This is a genomic window from Lysobacter sp. 1R34A (assembly GCF_051217035.1).
In the GTDB taxonomy this organism is placed as follows: Bacteria; Pseudomonadota; Gammaproteobacteria; order Xanthomonadales; family Xanthomonadaceae; genus Lysobacter.
On record NZ_JBPKJP010000040.1, the window covers coordinates 1 to 15,626 of the forward strand.

The 15,626-nt window shown below is 66.2% G+C and carries 13 protein-coding genes and 1 pseudogene; 10 read left to right on the top strand and 4 right to left on the bottom strand.

Translation table 11 applies throughout. The features are described 5' to 3' along the window. The 4 genes and pseudogenes from ACSAMQ_RS11185 to rpmH all read right to left on the bottom strand — a co-directional run. Positions 1–426: pseudogene (locus ACSAMQ_RS11185) on the bottom strand (tRNA uridine-5-carboxymethylaminomethyl(34) synthesis GTPase MnmE); the annotation flags it as partial. A 148-nt stretch (positions 427–574) separates the two neighbouring features. Next, the gene (gene yidC / locus ACSAMQ_RS11190) at positions 575–2,287 is read right to left on the bottom strand and encodes a membrane protein insertase YidC (RefSeq protein WP_435395715.1); all 1,713 of its coding nucleotides are present in this window, start codon (positions 2,285–2,287) and stop codon (positions 575–577) included. A gap of 15 nt (positions 2,288–2,302) precedes the next feature. Further along, positions 2,303–2,737: a ribonuclease P protein component gene (gene rnpA, locus ACSAMQ_RS11195; protein WP_435395716.1), complete on the bottom strand. Its 435-nt coding sequence runs from the start codon at positions 2,735–2,737 to the stop codon at positions 2,303–2,305. A gap of 53 nt (positions 2,738–2,790) precedes the next feature. Continuing rightward, positions 2,791–2,931, bottom strand: coding sequence for a 50S ribosomal protein L34 (rpmH, locus tag ACSAMQ_RS11200; RefSeq protein WP_031374044.1), 141 nt, complete (start codon positions 2,929–2,931; stop codon positions 2,791–2,793). 299 nt (positions 2,932–3,230) lie between these two features. On the opposite strand from rpmH, the gene dnaA reads away from it, so the two are divergent. The 10 genes from dnaA to ACSAMQ_RS11250 all read left to right on the top strand — a co-directional run bounded on the left by dnaA (position 3,231) and on the right by ACSAMQ_RS11250 (position 15,613). Next, on the top strand, positions 3,231–4,565 hold the full coding sequence (gene dnaA / locus ACSAMQ_RS11205; protein WP_031374043.1) for a chromosomal replication initiator protein DnaA: 1,335 nt from the start codon (positions 3,231–3,233) through the stop codon (positions 4,563–4,565). Positions 4,566–5,090: 525 nt separating this feature from the next. After that, positions 5,091–6,191: a DNA polymerase III subunit beta gene (dnaN, locus tag ACSAMQ_RS11210; RefSeq protein WP_435395717.1), complete on the top strand. Its 1,101-nt coding sequence runs from the start codon at positions 5,091–5,093 to the stop codon at positions 6,189–6,191. 133 nt (positions 6,192–6,324) lie between these two features. Further along, on the top strand, positions 6,325–7,422 hold the full coding sequence (gene recF / locus ACSAMQ_RS11215; RefSeq protein ID WP_435395718.1) for a DNA replication/repair protein RecF: 1,098 nt from the start codon (positions 6,325–6,327) through the stop codon (positions 7,420–7,422). Positions 7,423–8,000: 578 nt separating this feature from the next. Beyond that, positions 8,001–10,469, top strand: a complete 2,469-nt coding sequence (gene gyrB, locus ACSAMQ_RS11220; protein ID WP_435395719.1) for a DNA topoisomerase (ATP-hydrolyzing) subunit B — start codon at positions 8,001–8,003, stop codon at positions 10,467–10,469. A gap of 22 nt (positions 10,470–10,491) precedes the next feature. Next, entirely contained in the window at positions 10,492–11,265 is a 774-nt protein-coding gene (locus ACSAMQ_RS11225; protein WP_435395720.1) for a lysostaphin resistance A-like protein, read from the top strand. Positions 11,266–11,332: 67 nt separating this feature from the next. After that, complete coding sequence (locus ACSAMQ_RS11230) at positions 11,333–12,136, top strand: M48 family metallopeptidase (RefSeq protein ID WP_435395721.1); 804 nt, start codon at positions 11,333–11,335, stop codon at positions 12,134–12,136. A gap of 136 nt (positions 12,137–12,272) precedes the next feature. After that, positions 12,273–13,490 carry a tetratricopeptide repeat protein gene (locus ACSAMQ_RS11235; RefSeq protein ID WP_435395722.1) on the top strand — a complete coding sequence of 406 codons (1,218 nt, stop codon included), beginning with the start codon at positions 12,273–12,275 and terminating at the stop codon, positions 13,488–13,490. Between the two features lie 146 nt (positions 13,491–13,636). Continuing rightward, positions 13,637–14,317: an energy transducer TonB gene (locus tag ACSAMQ_RS11240; RefSeq protein ID WP_036149770.1), complete on the top strand. Its 681-nt coding sequence runs from the start codon at positions 13,637–13,639 to the stop codon at positions 14,315–14,317. A 90-nt stretch (positions 14,318–14,407) separates the two neighbouring features. Beyond that, entirely contained in the window at positions 14,408–15,157 is a 750-nt protein-coding gene (locus ACSAMQ_RS11245) for a MotA/TolQ/ExbB proton channel family protein (RefSeq protein ID WP_031374035.1), read from the top strand. Positions 15,158–15,199: 42 nt separating this feature from the next. Beyond that, positions 15,200–15,613 (top strand): ExbD/TolR family protein, encoded by a 414-nt coding sequence (locus ACSAMQ_RS11250; RefSeq protein ID WP_435395723.1) that lies wholly within the window; start codon positions 15,200–15,202, stop codon positions 15,611–15,613. Positions 15,614–15,626: the final 13 nt, after the last annotated feature.

The following is a 15,626-nucleotide window of genomic DNA, read 5'->3' on the forward strand; positions in this document are numbered from 1 at the left end:
GGCGCGGACGTCGGCCGCGGCGATCAGGTCGGCCACCGCTTCGGCCTGGGCCAGGTCGAGGCGGCCTTCGAGAAAGGCGCGCTCGCTGAACTCGCCAGGACGCGCCCGCCGAGCGCCGAGCGCGCAAGCGCGCGCGAGCAGGGCTTCGAGCAGGGCCGGGCCGCCGTGGGCCTGCAACTCGACCACGTCCTCGCCGGTGTAGCTGGCCGGTGCGGCGAAGTACAGGGCGATGCCGTCGTCGATGGTTTCGTCGCGTTCGTCGCGGAAGCGCACGTAATGCGCATGGCGCGGACGCAAGGCGCGCGCGGCGACGGTTTCGGCGATCGCCAGCGAACGCGGGCCGGACAGGCGGACGATGCCGACCCCGCCGGCGCCGGGCGCGGTCGCGATGGCGGCGATGGTGTCGCGGGCGGAGGCGTCGGTCATGGGCGACATGATAGGGGGCCGCCGGCGCTCCACGTGCAAAGCCCGCGGCAAAGACATCGCAAGGATGCCCCGGTGAATCCGTTCGCACAAACACGAAGCCCGCCTGGCGGCGGGCTTCGTCGATCGGTTCAGGACGCGAACCGGACCGTCATTCCTTGCTGGCCGGCGCTTCGGCGTAGCGCTTGGTGGTCAGCCACTGCTGCAGCAGGCCGAGGCCGCCGTTGGCCACCTGGTACAGCACCAGGCCGGCCGGCAGGAAGGCCAGGATCACGCCGAAGATCAGCGGCATGAACTGCATCATCTTGGCCTGGGCCGGGTCCATGCCGGTCATCGGCGTGAGCTTCTGGGTCGCCCACATGATCGCGATGTTGATCAGCGGCAGCACGAAGAAGGGATCGCGCGCGGTCAGGTCCTGGATCCAGCCGAACCACGGCGCATGACGGAGCTCGACCGACTCGGCGAGCATCCAGTACAAGGTCATGAAGATGATCATCTGCGGCAACAGCGGCAGGCAGCCGCCGACCGGATTGATCTTCTCCTTCTTGTACAGCTCCATCAACGCCATCTGGAACTTCTGCTTGTCGTCGCCGTAGCGCTCCTTGAGCTGGGCGACGCGCGGCTGGAACTTGCGCATCTTCGCGGCCGACTTGTACTGCGCCGCCGACAGCGGGTACAGCACGAGCTTGAGCAGCACCACCAGGCCGACGATGGCCCAGCCCCAGTTGCCGAACAGGTTGTGCATTTTCTCCAGCAGCCAGAACAGGCCGTTGGCGAGGGTCGCGAAGATGCTGTAGCTGCTGAAGTCGACCGCGCGGTCGAGGCCGGCCACGTCCTGCGCTTCGATCGCTTTGACCAGCTTCGGGCCGACCCACAGGCGCGCTTCGGTCACCGCCCTGGCGCCCGGGGCGACGTTGACGCCGGGGCCCATGTCGCGGATCAGGTATTGCGGCGCACCGCCGGCGCTGAGTTCTTCGAGCGAGAACTGGCCGGCGTCCTTCGCGCCCGGAATCCAGGCGGCGAAGAAGTGGTGCTGCAGCATTGCGATCCAGCCGCCGTTGACCTGCTTGTCGAGCTTACCGTCGTCGCTGAAGTCTTCGAACTTGCGCTTCTCGTACTTGTCGGTCGGGCTGTACCAGGCGGCGCCCTGGAAGCTGTACTGCTCCGGGCTGAACGGCCCTTTGTGGGCGAGCTCGCGCGGCACGCGGCTGAGCTGGCGATAGACGTAGCCCTGCCACGGCGAGGGGCTGGCGTTGATCACTTCGTCGCGCACGCGCACTGCATAGTCGCCGCGGCGGAAGGTGTAAGTGCGCTGGATGCTGACGCCGTTCGGGCCGGTCCAGACGAACGGCACGGCGAGTTCGTTGGCGCCCGCGGCCAGGGCCAGGTTGCGCTGCTCGCCGGCATAGCGGAAGCCCGACTCGTGGGTCGGCGCGGCATTGCCCTGGCTGACCCAGCCGCTCTGGGCGACGAAGTACAGGGTCGAGTCGCTGGCCAGCAGACGCATCGGCGGGCTGTTCGGCTCGGAGGTCTTCGGGTACTTGAGCAGGTCGGCTTCGCTGAGCTCGCCCCCGCGCAGGTTGACCTTGAGCACGTCGGTGGTCACCACGACCAGCGGTTCGCCGGCGGCGGCGCCGGCGGTGCTCACCGTCGAGGCGGCGGGGGTGCTCGGCACCGCGGCGGTGTTCGGAGCGCCCGGCACGCCGGCGGCAACCGACGGCGCAGCCGTCGGCACGCTGCTGGCCGGAGCGACGGCGGCCGCAATCGGAGCCGGCGGAGCCGACTTCTCGTTGCCCCACTCCATCCACAACAAGGTCGCCACCATCAGCCAGGCGAGGATCAGAAAAGCACGGGTCTGGTTCATGGGCAGCAGGCAGGCTCAGCCGGGACCGGGGTCCGGCAGGGGGTCGGAAGGGGAAGCGGCCGGCATTGTGCCGGGCGCAGGAGTCGTGGGCAATGCGGGCGCAGGCCGGGTACCGGCGCGCTTGAGCAGACTATGCAGAGCGGCGCGGAGTTCCTCGCCACTGCAGCGCGAGGCGCCGGGGCGGGCGACGATCACATAGTCGCCCGGCGCCAGCTCGGCGCGCAGGTGACGGAAGGCGTCGCGCAGGATGCGCTTGATGCGGTTGCGGCCGACCGCATGCGGATCGACCTTGCGCGACACGGCCAGGCCGAGTCGCGGAGCGACGGCCGGATCGGCTTGAAAATGCAAAGCAAGCACGGGCAGCGCGACGCGCCGACCATGCTTGAAGATTCGATCGAAGTCGGAGCGCGCGCGTACCCGCGCGGTGCGCGGGAAGCGGGTCGAATTCATCGTATGCGAACGGCCGCGCGACGCCAGGTCAGCGCAGGCGGCCGAATCGACGCTTAGGCGCAGAGACGCTTGCGGCCCTTGGCGCGACGACGGGCGAGAATCTTGCGGCCGTCGGCGGTCGCCATGCGGGCACGGAAACCGTGGTCGCGCTTGCGCTTGAGGTTGCTGGGCTGGTAGGTGCGCTTGGTGGCCATGATCCGGCTCGATGTAACGACGTAATAGGACCGCCGATTCTAGAGGGTGCTCAGAGTCCGGGTCAAGCCCTTGTTTACTTTGACGTTTGGGCCGATGCCCTTGTGCGTGTCGGCGCGGGCCGCGCAACCTGTGCATGAACCTGTGGATTAGTCCTGTTCCGGACTGGGTCCCGATGGTAGTCTGACCGACCCCCGGCCCTGTCCGCCACGATGTCCGCATCGTGCGCTCGGCCGCTTTCGTCCGCTGCGCCGCCAGGCCTGCCGACCGAGTCAGTTACACATAAGAAGACGCATTACAGATGGAAGCCTGGCCCCGCTGCCTCGAACGCCTCGAAGCCGAATTTCCGGTCGAGGATGTACACACCTGGTTGAAACCGCTGCAGGCGACGCGACGCGACGACGTCACCGTGCTGTACGCGCCGAACGCATTCGTGGTCGAACACGTGCGCGAACGCTACCTGGGACGGATCCGCGAGCTGCTGTCGTATTTCGCCGGTAGCGGCGAGGTCAGCCTCGAGATCGGTTCGTTGCCGCGGGCGGTGCCGGCGGTGGCGCGCGAGTCTGAAATCGCGGTCAGCGCGCCGCGTCCGGTCGCGCCGCCCGAGCCGTTCCAGGGCAACCTCGACAATCACTACACCTTCGACAACTTCGTCGAAGGCCGCAGCAACCAGCTCGGCCGCGCCGCGGCTTGGCAGGCGGCACAGAAACCCGGCGAACGCGCCCACAACCCGCTGCTGTTGTACGGCGGCACCGGCCTGGGCAAGACCCACCTGATGTTCGCCGCCGGCAACGCCATGCGCGACGCCAATCCGGCGATGCGGGTGATGTACCTGCGTTCGGAGCAGTTCTTCAGCGCGATGATGAAGGCGCTGCAGGACAAGACCATGGATGCGTTCAAGCGTCAGTTCCAGCGCGTCGACGCGCTGCTGATCGACGACATCCAGTTCTTCGCCGGCAAAGACCGCACCCAGGAAGAGTTCTTCCACACCTTCAATGCGCTGTTCGACGGCAAGCAGCAGATCATCCTGACCTGCGATCGCTACCCGCGCGAGGTCGAAGGGCTCGAGCCGCGGCTGAAGTCGCGCCTGGCCTGGGGCCTGTCGGTGGCGATCGAGCCGCCGGACTTCGAGACCCGCGCCCAGATCGTGATCTCCAAGGCCAAGGAACGCGGCGCCGCGGTGCCCGAGGAAGTCGCCTTCCTGCTGGCCAAGAAGATGCGCTCGAACGTGCGCGACCTGGAAGGCGCGCTCAATACGCTGACCGCCCGCGCCAACTTCACCGGCCGCGCGATCACCACCGAGTTCGCCCAGGAGACCCTGCGCGACCTGTTGCGTGCGCAGCAGCAGGCGATCGGCATCCCCAACATCCAGAAGACCGTGGCAGACTACTACGGCCTTCAGATCAAGGACTTGTTGTCGAAACGGCGTACGCGCTCGCTCGCTCGTCCACGTCAGGTCGCCATGGCGCTGACCAAGGAACTGACCGAGCACTCGTTGCCGGAGATCGGCGATGCCTTCGCCGGCCGCGACCACACGACCGTTCTGCATGCCTGCCGGCAGATCCGCACCTTGATGGAAACCGACGGCAAGCTGCGTGAGGATTGGGACAAGTTGATTCGCAAGCTCAGCGAGTGAGGCCGCCCGGACCGCATCGCGGTCCGCGCTCACCCGGTGGGAACGCAATACCGTTCGATGCTGTCGTCGTAAAACCGCGAGAGTTCGATGCCGACGTTCGAAGTCCGGATGTCCGTCGTCCGCTCCGTTCGCCGGGACCGCGGTTTGGCCGGGAAGCTGCTCCGGGACGCCGGCGTCGTCGCTGCCGCGGGGGCCCCGGAACTGACCGGTTCGGGGTTCGGGGTTCGCGCTGCGACGAGCACAAGGTAATCGGTAAGTACTTGTTGCGAAAGGCATAACTCGGGGGATGAAAGTCGTACAAACTGTGGACAAGTCAGAGGCCGCCAGCAGGCGCCGTTTTTATCCACAGGATGTACCGCATGCCCAGGGCCAGTTCTACCCGCTTTTGAAGTGCCGAAAACCGCTTGTAAATCAAATGTTTAAGTGACTTCTCCAGCGTTTTTCGCTACACCATCACCACCAAGCTTTTGATTTATACATCTCTTTAGTAATGGGCTTAGGCCCACCGACGGGCAAGGGGTCCGCATGCGTTTCAGCCTGCAACGCGAAGTCTTTCTCAAGCCGTTGGCCCAAGTGGTCAACGTCGTCGAACGCCGGCAGACCTTGCCGGTCCTGGCCAATCTGCTCGTGCAGGTCAAGGACGGGCAGCTCTCGCTGACCGGTACCGATCTCGAAGTCGAAATGATTTCGCGGGTCGCGGTCGACGATGCGAAGGACGGCGAAACCACGATTCCGGCACGCAAGCTGTTCGAGATCATTCGAGCGCTTCCGGACGGCAGCAAGGTCACCGTGTCGCAGACCGCCGAAAAGGTCACGGTGCAGGCGGGGCGTTCGCGCTTCACCCTGTCCAGCCTGCCGGCCAACGACTTCCCGTCGATCGACGAAGTCGAAGCGACCGAGCGCGTGCGCGTGCCGGAAGCCGCACTGAAGGAACTGATCGAACGCACCGCGTTCGCGATGGCCCAGCAGGACGTGCGCTATTACCTCAACGGCCTGTTGTTCGACCTGCGCGAGAACAGCCTGCGCTGCGTCGCCACCGACGGACATCGCCTCGCCCTGTGCGAAGCGCCGTACGAAGGCAATGCCCAGACCAAGCGTCAGATCATCGTGCCGCGCAAGGGCGTGCAGGAACTGCAGCGCCTGCTCGAAGGCGGCGATCGCGAGGTCGAACTCGAGATGGGCCGCGGCCACATCCGGGTGAAGCGCGACGATGTCACCTTCACCAGCAAGCTCATCGACGGCCGGTTCCCGGATTACGAAGCGGTGATCCCGATCGGCGCCGACCGCGAGGTCAAGATCGAGCGCGAAATCCTGCGGGCCTCCCTGCAGCGCGCCGCGATCCTGTCGAACGAGAAGTACCGCGGCGTCCGCATCGAGGTTTCGCCGGGCCAGCTCAAGATCAGCGCGCACAACCCGGAACAGGAAGAAGCGCAGGAAGAAGTCGAAGCCGACACCAAGGTCGACGACCTGGCCGTGGGTTTCAACGTCAACTACCTGCTCGACGCCCTGACCGCCCTGCGCGACGAGCATGTGATCCTGGCGTTGCGCGATGCGAACTCCTCGGCCCTGGTGCGCGAGGCCTCGAACGAGCGTTGCCGCCACGTCGTGATGCCGCTGCGCCTGTAACGGCCAGCGCAGGACCTGGCTGACGCCCGGTTCCACGTGGAACATCACACGCCCGGCCTGTCCGGGCGTGTCCGTTTGTGGCTTTCGGATCGCTTGCCCTCGGCAGGCCCTCCCCTTCTGCGATCATCTGCCGATGCATGTCACCCGTCTGGAAGCCCGTGGTTTCAGGCGCTTCGCCGAAGTCAGCCTGTTGCCGGCTCCCGGAATCAATCTGATTACCGGCGAAAACGGTGCGGGCAAGACCAGCCTGCTCGAAGCCCTGCATCTGATGGCCTACGGCCGCAGTTTCCGCGGCCGCGTGCGCGATGGGCTGATCCGGGCCGGGGATACGGCGCTCGAGGTCTTTGTCGAGTGGCAAGAGGCCCGGCGCGAGCCGCGCCGCAAGGCCGGGCTGCGCCACAGCGGCCAGGAATGGGTCGGCCGGCTCGACGGTGCCTCGGTATCCCAGCTCGGCGAGCTATGCGCCGCCTTGGCGGTGGTCAGTTTCGAGCCCGGCAGCCATTCCCTGATCACCGGAGCCGGCGAGATCCGCCGACGCTACCTGGATTGGGGCTTGTTCCACGTGGAACCTGACTTCACTCCGTTGTGGCGCCGCTATACCCGGGCGCTCAAGCAGCGCAATGCCCTGCTCAAGGCGCGAGCCCGCGACGGCCAACTCGATGCCTGGGATCACGAGCTCGCCGAGGCCGGCGAGCCGCTGACCCGGCGCCGGCACCAGTACCTCGACGAGCTGCAGCCCAAGTTTTCTGCCCTCGCCGCCGAATTGGCGCCGGGACTGGGCTCGGTCCGCCTGGATTACCTGTCCGGCTGGCGACGGGACGAGTTTCCGCTCGCCGACGCCCTGCTGCTGGCCCGCGAACGCGATCAACTGGCCGGCTACACCTCGGTCGGGCCGCATCGCGCCGATTGGCGCATCGCCTTCGGCGGCCTGCCCGGCCGCGAGGCCCTGTCGCGCGGCCAGGCCAAGCTGACCGCCCTGTGCGCGCTGCTGGCTCAGGCGGAACACCATGCCGCGATCCGCGGCGAATGGCCGGTCGTGGCTTTGGACGACCTGGCCTCGGAGCTCGACCGGAATCACCAGCAACGGGTGCTGGAGCGCCTGCTGGCTTCGAAGGCCCAGGTCTTCATCACCGGCACCGATCCGCCGCCGGCCCTGGCCTCGATGCGGGTGGAACTGACCAGGTTCCACGTGGAACACGGACAATTGGGCGAGCTGTCGCGCGCGGGCTGAGCGGGGTCATACCTCGCGCAGTTCGCGACATCGGCGCGTTGCGCGATGGATGAGCGGCACTGGGCGGTGCTGTTCGGACGCGTCGACGCGCGGCAGTCCCCTGCCGGGTTGGCTTGGTCTGCCGCCGAGCGGATCAGGCGGCCACTCACCGCCGCCGTCCTGGTGAGGGGATCAGCGCCTGCTTTGCTGCAGCTACCGGCGGCTCGAGTCAGGCCGCGCATTCCCTGGCCGTAGACATCGTCGGCGTCTGCCACGTGGTCGCCGGCCGTTCTCGCCCCCGAATCGGCCCGGCCCAGGCCAGTCGCCGCGGCGGAAGACCATGTTCCACGTGAAACATGCTCCTGGCCGACCGCGGCGACTTTAAAAAAAGCCTCTCAGCCACCATCTAGAACGCCATAACGGCGTTGTAAGCGCCTCGGAGCCCATTTCGGCCTCAAGCGCCACCCACCCGGCGCTCCGGGGCGGCGTCCGCCCAGCCGGCCCGTACGCCCCGCCTGCTATACTGCGACCACTCACTACTGTGTCTCGACGCGTTCGGCGCCTTCGCCGGCAGCGCGTCGTCGGAGACTGTTGACGCAATGACCAACACCGAGCACGACCCCTCGCAAGACCCGACCTCCGACCCGATCCCGCAATCGCAGACCTACGACTCCAGCAAGATCACCGTCTTGCGCGGTCTCGAGGCCGTGCGCAAGCGCCCGGGCATGTACATCGGCGACGTCCACGACGGCACCGGCCTGCACCACATGGTCTTCGAGGTCGTCGACAACGCCATCGACGAGGCGCTGGCCGGTCATGCCGACGACGTCGTGGTCACCTTGCACGAAGACGGTTCGGTCTCCTGCTACGACAACGGTCGCGGCATTCCGGTCGACATCCACAAAGAAGAAGGCGTGTCCGCGGCCGAGGTGATCCTCACCGTGCTGCATGCCGGCGGCAAGTTCGACGACAACAGCTACAAGGTTTCCGGCGGCCTGCACGGCGTCGGCGTGTCGGTGGTCAACGCCCTGTCCGAGCACCTGTGGCTGAACATCTGGCGCGACGGCCACCAGTACCAGCAGGAATACTCGCTCGGCGAGCCGCTCTACCCGTTGAAGCAACTCGAGGCCTCGAGCAAGCGTGGCACCCTGCTGCGCTTCAAGCCGGCGGTGGAGATCTTCACCGATGTCGAGTTCCACTACGACATCCTGGCCAAGCGCCTGCGCGAGCTGTCGTTCCTGAATTCCGGGGTCAAGATCACCCTGGTCGACGAGCGCGGCGAAGGCCGCCGCGACGTGTTCCAGTACGAGGGCGGCATCCGCTCCTTCGTCGAGCACCTGGCTCAGCTCAAGACCCCGCTGCACCCGAATGTGATCTCGGTGTCGGGCGAGCAGAACGGCATCACCGTCGACGTGGCGCTGCAGTGGACCGACTCCTACCAGGAGACGATGTTCTGCTTCACCAACAATATTCCGCAGAAGGACGGCGGCACCCACCTGATCGGGTTCCGTGCCGCCCTCACCCGCACCCTGACCAACTACATCGAGCGCAGCGGCCTGGCCAAGCAGGCCAAGATCGCCCTGTCCGGCGACGACATGCGCGAAGGCATGATCGCGGTGCTGTCGGTGAAGGTGCCGGACCCGAGCTTTTCGTCGCAGACCAAGGAAAAATTGGTCAGTTCCGAGGTCCGTCCGGTCGTTGAGAGCACGTTCGGTGCACGTTTGGAGGAGTTCCTGCAGGAACACCCGAACGAGGCCCGCGCGATCACCGGCAAGATCATCGACGCCGCCCGCGCCCGCGAGGCCGCGCGCAAGGCCCGCGACCTGACCCGCCGCAAGGGCGCGCTCGACATCGCCGGCCTGCCCGGCAAACTCGCCGACTGCCAGGAGAAAGACCCGGCGCTCAGCGAACTGTTCATCGTCGAGGGCGACTCCGCAGGCGGCTCGGCCAAGCAGGGCCGCAACCGCAAGACCCAGGCGATCCTGCCGCTCAAGGGCAAGATCCTCAACGTCGAGCGCGCGCGCTTCGACCGCATGCTCGGCAGCGCCGAAGTCGGCACCCTGATCACCGCGCTCGGCACCGGCATCGGCAAGGACGAGTACAACCCGGACAAGCTGCGCTACCACCGCATCATCCTGATGACCGACGCCGACGTCGACGGCTCGCACATCCGCACCCTGCTGCTGACGTTCTTCTATCGGCAGATGCCGGAGTTGATCGAGCGCGGCCACATCTACATCGGCCTGCCGCCGCTGTACAAGATCAAGCAGGGCAAGAACGAGATCTACCTCAAGGACGATGCCGCGCTGGACCAGTACCTGGCCAACAACGCGGTCGAGGGCGCGGCGCTGATTCCGGCCACCGGCGAGCCGCCGATCGAAGGCGCGGCGCTGGAAAAGTTGCTGCTCGCTTACGCCGGCGCCAAGGAAACCATCGCCCGCAACGCGCATCGCTACGATCCGAACGTGCTGCAGGCGCTGATCGATTTCACCCCGCTCGACACCGAGCACCTGCTCAAGAACGTCGACGAACGCCACGAGCTCGACGCGCTGGAAAAGCGCCTCAACCAGACCGGCCTCGGCAAGCCGCGCTATTCGCTGGCGCTGCACCCGGCCAACGACACCCGCCAGGCCGCCTTGCTGGTCACGCGCAATCACATGGGCCAGCAACTGATCCAGGTGCTGCCGCTGTCGGCGTTCGAAGGCGGCGAACTGCGTTCGCTGCGCGACGCGGCGGCGATGCTGCACGGCCTGGTGCGCGAAGGCGCGCAGATCGTGCGCGGCAATCGCGCGCAACCGGTCGCCAGCTTCGCCCAGGCCCAGGCCTGGTTGCTCGACGAAGCCAAGAAGGGCCGCGCGATCCAGCGATTCAAGGGCCTGGGCGAAATGAACCCCGAGCAGCTGTGGGACACCACGGTCAATCCGGAAACCCGCCGCCTGTTGCAGGTGCGCATCGAAGACGCGGTCGCCGCCGACCAGATCTTCAGCACCCTGATGGGCGATGTGGTCGAACCGCGCCGTGAGTTCATCGAGGACAACGCGTTGAAGGTGGCCAATCTCGACGTCTGATCCGGGCGCGGACGTCGTCCCCGTGGACGTCGTCGCCGCGTCGTCGCCCTCGCCGGCGGCGACGCGCAGCGGATGGTTGGGCAGCGTCGCCGGCTTCGCGATCGACCTGCTGCTGTCGGTGGTGTTGCTCGCCGCCTTCGTCATGCTCGGCGGCCTGCTGTGGGGCGTCGTGCACGGCTTGCGCGGCGTCCCGGTCGAACTGGACGCCGGCTCCGATGCGATGATCGCGATCACCCTGGTCGGCACCGGCCTGGCCGCATCGACGGTCTACCTGCTGCGTCGCCGCGCGACGCGCGCGGAATGCGCGGCCTCCTGGCGCGCCCTGTGGCGCAAACCGACCTGGATCGCGATTCTCGTCGCCCTGCTCGCGACCATGGGTTTCAGCATGCTGGTCGGCCTGCTCGCGCAGCAGCTGCAGATCGAGATGACACCGAGCAATCTGGTGCTCAGCGAGGCGGTCGCCCAACACCCCGTGCTGTTGCTGATCTTCGCCGTGCTGATCGCGCCGGCCTACGAAGAACTGCTGTTCCGGCGGGTGCTGTTCGGCCGCTTGTGGGCGGCGGGACGGCCCGGGCTCGGCTTGGCGCTGAGTTCGATCGCGTTCGCACTGGTCCATGAGCCGCCCGGCCTCGGCGCCAGCCAGGGCTGGAACATGCTGCTGTTGTGGGTCGTGTACGCCTTCATGGGCGTGGTTTTCGCCACCGTCTACCGGCGCACCGGCACCCTGTGGGCGGCCTATGCGGCGCACGCGCTCAACAACCTGGTGGCCGGCGCGGCGCTTTTTGCAAGCCTCTGAGCCCCCCTCGTTGACGAAGTATTAATCCAGGCGGCGCTACAAAGTTGGTTCGTTCTGGGGAATCGCCATGAAACGCATCCTGCTTGCGCTTTCGGTCGCCACCGTGGTGGCTGCCTGCGCCACCACGACCTCGCCAACCGGGCGGACCCAGCACATCGGTGCGGTGTCGCAGGACCAGCTCGACCTGATGGGCGCCAAGGCCTTCGAGGAGGCCAAGAGCAAGCAGCGCCTGAGCACCGATTCGCGCCAGAACGCCTACGTGCGCTGCGTGGTGAGTTCGATCACCCGACAGCTGCCGCAGGGCTGGCAGGCCAACTGGGACGTGGCCGTGTTCGCCGACAATTCGCCCAATGCCTTTGCCCTTCCTGGCGGCAAGGTCGGCGTCAACACCGGCATCTTCACCGTCGCCAAGAACCAGGACCAGCTCGCGGCGGTGATCGCCCACGAGATCGGCCACGTGGTCTCGCGCCACCACGACGAACGCATCACCCGGCAGATGGGCGCCCAGGTCGGTCTCGGCATCCTCGGCAGCCTGGTCGGCTCGCGCTACGGCGAAGGCGCGGTCAACGCCACCAACCAGCTCGGCGGCGCGGCCCTGCAGACCGCCTTCCTGCTGCCGGGTTCGCGCACCCAGGAGAGCGAGGCCGACGTGGTCGGCCAGCGGCTGATGGCCGAGGCCGGCTACGACCCCCGCCAAGCGGTGAATCTGTGGCAGAACATGATCGCCGCGAGCGCCTCGCGGCCGCCGCAATGGCTCTCCACTCACCCCGACCCTCAATCGCGCATCCAGGAGCTGAACGCTCGCGCCGGGGCCTTGATTCCCACCTTCGAGCAGGCCCGCGCCTCCGGCCGTACGCCGAAGTGTGGATGAAATCCAGGTGAAAATGGCTGTCTTAACCCGTATCGCGCGGCCCCAAGTTTCTGTTAGCGTGACGGCCCCTTGGCCTTGCGCCGTTCCGCCACAAGGCCACCCGCCTGCGGCCGCTGAGTCTCTCTGAGGTGAGTACATGAGCAAGCAACCCACCCGCCGTAGCACCCTGCTGGCCGCCGCGATCGGCGTGACGCTGGTCTTCGGCGCAGTCTCCCAGGTCAACGCGCAGAGCATGGCCGAGCGCAATGCGCAGCGCCGCGCCAACAAGGAAGCCAGCAAGGGCACCGCCACCAAGGCCGAGAACCAGTTCCCGAACGCGACGCGCACCGCGCCGGACGCGAAGGCATCGTCGAAGGGCGGCGCCAAGCTGCAGAAGATGATGGAGTTCTACGACAAGGAGAAGGCCGCCGAGGCGCGCGCCGTCGCCGACGAAATCATCGCCAACACCGCGTTCAACGCCTACGAGCGTTCGTTCGCCGCGCAGATCGGCGCCCAGCTCGCCTACGACGGCGACGACAGCAAGGCCGCGATCGCCTATCTCAAGCAAGCGCTGGAGTTCAACGGCCTGGACAACAACGGCCATTTCGGCGCGATGTTCATGATGGCCCAGCTGCAGCTGCAGGAAGACCAGTACGCCGATTCGCTGGCGACGGTCGATCGTTTCCTGGCCGAGACCAAGAGCACCAAGCCCGAGCACCTGATCGTGCGCGGCAATGCCCTGTACCGCCTGGAGCGTTACGCCGACGCCGCCAAAGCGATCAAGGAAGCCATCGACGCCTCGCCCGAGCCGAAGGTCGAATGGCAGCAGTTGCTGATGGCCAGCTACATTGAGAACAATCAGGGCGCCGAAGCGGCCAAGATCGCCGAGGCGATCGCCGCCAAGACCCCGAACGACAAGCGCGCCCAGATGAACGTCGCCGCGGTGTATTCGCAGGCCGACATGCTCGACAAGGCCGCGCTCGTGCTGGAAAAGGTGCGCGCTGCCGGTCAGTTCACCGACGACAAGGACTACCGCCAGCTCTATGCCACCTATCTGAATCTGGATGGCAAGGAGAAGGAAGCGGCCGGCGTGATCACCGAGGGCCTCGAGAAGGGCGTCCTCAAGCCGGACTACCAGGCCTACGTGGCCTTGGCCCAGTCCTATTACTTCTCCGATCAGACTGCGAAGTCGATCGATGCGTACAAGAAAGCGGCTCCGCTCGCACCGGACGGTGAGACGTACCTCAATCTCGCCCGCGTCCTGTGGCAGGAAGACCGCATTCCCGAGGCAAAGGAAGCCGCCAAGCAGGCGATAGCGAAGGGCGTTAAAAAGCCCGACGACGCCAACAAGATTCTCGCGCTGAAAGGCAAGTAATTCGGCAAAGAGAAGCCCGACCGCGCTTGGAACCTGTGACGCGGTTTGGTATATGCTAGGAGGTTCCCGCGACTGGAAACGGTTGCAGGAACCGAACGATGGCCCGAGGCGCCCTGGCGTCCGGAAACACCTCCCGAGCTGACGGCATGACGCAAGACCTCGAACTCCAAGTTAGGAAAGATGACAACGACCGCGAAGGGTTGAACTGGGCACGTATTGCCGGTATCACCTGCGCGATCGCTGTGCATGCCGCGGCGCTCCTGTTGTTGCTGGCCCCAATGACGCCACCTGCCCAGCAGCAGGACGAAGAGCAGGTGACGATGGTCAACATCATCAAGCCTCCGCCGCCGCCCCCGCCGCCGCCGCCGCCGCCGCCGGAACCGCCCAAGGAGCTCAAGCAGCCTCCGAAGGAACTGTCCCCGCCGCGACCGACCCCGACTCCCCCGCCGCCGGACCAGCCGCCGGTCGAGAATCTGGACCCGAGTCCGATCGACCCGCCTGCGCCGCCGCCGGCACCGCCTGCGCCGCCGACGGCCGCCAGCGACATCGGCTCCAGCGTCGACCCGTCCTCGCGTCGCCTGAATCCGCCGAAGTACCCGCCGACCGAAGCCCGCCAGGGCGTGGGCGGTACCGTAGTCCTGGTCATCAGCATCGACGCCCAGGGCAACGTCATGGACGTGCAGGTCGAAAAATCCAGCCGTAACCGCAACCTGGATCGCGCGGCCATGGACGCTGCCCGCAAGTGGCGCTTCAACCCTGAAGTGCGCAACGGTCAACCGGTCGCCAGCCGCGTCCGCGTTCCCGTCGATTTCGTCCCGCCGACCTGATCGGGGTCGGCGCGACTGTTGTCCCGCCTGATGAACACCGCTACTTCGTAATACCTTCTTTCCTTTCCACGACATTCAAAGGTAAGCGTCATGCTGCAGCAAACCACCACCGCCGCCGCCGGAGGCTCCAACGCTGAAGCGCTTCAGCAGATGAGCTTTTCGCATCTGTTGCAGAACTTCGACCTCGTCGGCTGGATCGTGTTCATCACGCTCACGCTGATGTCGGTTCTGTCGGTCTACTGGATCGTCATCAATTTCGTTAAGAATCTGCGCCTGCGCGGCTCTTCCGACCGCGTCGTCAGCACGTTCTGGGAAACCCCGAACGCACAGGACGCGATCCGCTACATGGAAGAACAGTCGCGCAGCGAACCGTTCTCCAAGATCGCCCTCGACGCCGCCCAGGCCGCCGCTCACCACCAGCGCCACGAAGGTTCGCGCCTGGTCGAGTCGCTGAACCGCTCGGAGTTCGTCGATCGCGCTCTGCGTCAGGCCGTGACCCGCGAGAGCTCGCGTCTGGAAGCCGGTCTGACCGTGCTCGCCACCGTCGGCTCGACCGCTCCGTTCGTCGGTCTGCTCGGTACGGTCTGGGGCATCTACCACGCCCTGCTCCGCCTCGGCGCCAGCGGCGAGTCCTCGATCCAGGCCGTTGCCGGCCCGGTGGGCGAAGCGCTGATCATGACCGCGATCGGTCTGTTCGTCGCGATCCCGGCCGTGCTCGCGTACAACTTCTTCGTGCGTCTGAACCGTGTCACGAACAACAAGTTCGACACCTTCGCCCACGACCTGCACGACTTCTTCGCCACCGGCTCGCGCGTCGGCGAACTGTCGAACAAGCGCTAATCAACACTGACGCCTCTCATTTAGCGTAGTTGGAGTTCGGACATGGCCTTCAGTACAGGCAACGACAACGGCCCCATGGCCACCATCAACGTCACGCCCCTCGTGGACGTGATGCTGGTGCTGCTGATCATCTTCATGATCACCGCGCCGCTGATGACCCATAAGGTCGAGATCAAGCTGCCCGAAGCCACTCTCACCAAGACGGAGGAGCCGCCCAAGACTCCGCCGATCACCTTGGCGATCCAGGAGAGCGGCTCGCTGTACTGGAACGACGAGCCGGTCACCCGCGACCAGCTGGAGAGCCGTCTTTCGGTTGAAGCGCAAAAGACCCCGCAGCCGCAGATCAACGTCCGCGGCGACCGCACCACGAAGTACCGCGTGGTCAATGAAGTGGTGACGATTGCGCAGAGGCAGGGCATGCGCAAGGTCGGCTTCATCGCGATCAAAGAACGTTAATCGGAGACCGAGC